At 60.0% G+C, this 1,323-nt stretch carries 1 protein-coding gene; it reads right to left on the bottom strand.

The window, feature by feature from the left end; genetic code table 11:
• Positions 1 to 248: 248 nt before the first annotated feature.
• A partial coding sequence (locus DEQ92_RS20830; protein WP_115821713.1) for an ISH3 family transposase occupies positions 249 to 1,323 on the bottom strand: 1,075 nt, incomplete at its 5' end.

The following is a 1,323-nucleotide window of genomic DNA, read 5'->3' as shown; positions in this document are numbered from 1 at the left end:
TTTCAGGGCGCATTCCGCCTCAAGGACCACCAGATCGGACCGTCACACAAGTTGACTTTATTGAGTTAGAGATTCAGTACCTCACAAGGCGTCGCCAGCTAACCCGATCTGAGCTCACCAGTCTGTCTTGATGAGCCGTTGGTAGCGAGCAAGTGACGCTGGGAAAAGAGGAAGCGGTCGCTGTCGGCGGCAGTCAGCCGCCGACGCGACAGCGTTGCCACTCACGTGGAGGCGTGCTCGGTCGGTGACTACCGGTGGAACCGGTCGTCAGGTGGCCGGTTCGCGGGGACGGCCCGACGCGTCGCGAGGGCCGTCCACGCTGCTCGACGGACCATATTGATGAACTCCTTGAACGACCACTCCCAGAGGCGACGCCCCCCACGGCGGGGCGTCGCCACGTATTCCCAGTGCAAATACCGCCAGACGTTCTGTAACAGCAGGCTCACCACGACGTACAACAGCCGTACGACCGGATTTTGTGTCGAGGTCGTCGCAATACTTTGCTCGGAGAGTCGATAGCTTGCCTCGATACCGAAGCGTTTCGCGTAGTGGTATCGAGCGTCTCGTGGTGAGTCGATGAAGGGCGCGTCAGCGGCGTAGCCGTGACGCGCCACGCCATGTTCGTCGTACCGTCCGTTCTGGTAGGTACAGTCGATGTAGACGGGAAACTCGACGGTCCAGCTGTGACCGTCGAGTTTCGCTGTCAGACTGTGCTGAATCACGCGACTCCACCCTTCCGAGAGTTCTCGCTTGATCGTCCGTCCCCAGCGGACGATCGGCATGACGTAGGCGTGGTTGTGCGCCTGAAGCAGCGTCAAACACTTGCTGTCGTAGAATTCGCGGTCAAGATAGACGGCCTTGACACCGAGGTCAAGGCCGTCGAGAATACCGAGGAACTCTGCGAGGACACTGCTGGCGGTGTCGCCGTCTTCGAGACGGCGCACCGCCAGCGTGTAGCGTTTGTTCTTCACGCGTGCGTACAGTGTCGCGTACGCGTGGAACGCGGTGGTTCCACGCTTCGCTTGTGAGTGATACAGGCCGTCCGTGTCGTCTTCGTCACCATAGTAGGGCCGCAGGTGGAGGTCTGCGCAGACCTCCACCTGCTCAGGCAGGACGTCGAGAACGTCCTTCTGGAGGAGCGTGTTCCCGATTTGTTCGAGCGTCTCGAGGTCGAACTTGGTGCGGAGATGGTAGAGAACCGAGTTTTCGTGAGGTGCATCTTCGCTTCTCTTGCAGAGTGTAGAGACCGAGGTCCCGTCGGCGCAGGCGCCGACGAGGACCTCGTAGATGTCTTCAGCACCGATTTCAGCGTTTTCACCGAGA

The sequence above is a fragment of the Haloferax sp. Atlit-6N genome (assembly GCF_003383195.1).
Classification (GTDB): domain Archaea; phylum Halobacteriota; class Halobacteria; order Halobacteriales; family Haloferacaceae; genus Haloferax; species Haloferax gibbonsii.
The sequence above is the reverse complement of the archived record's forward strand: the minus strand, read 5'-3'. Positions and strand labels throughout refer to the sequence as shown.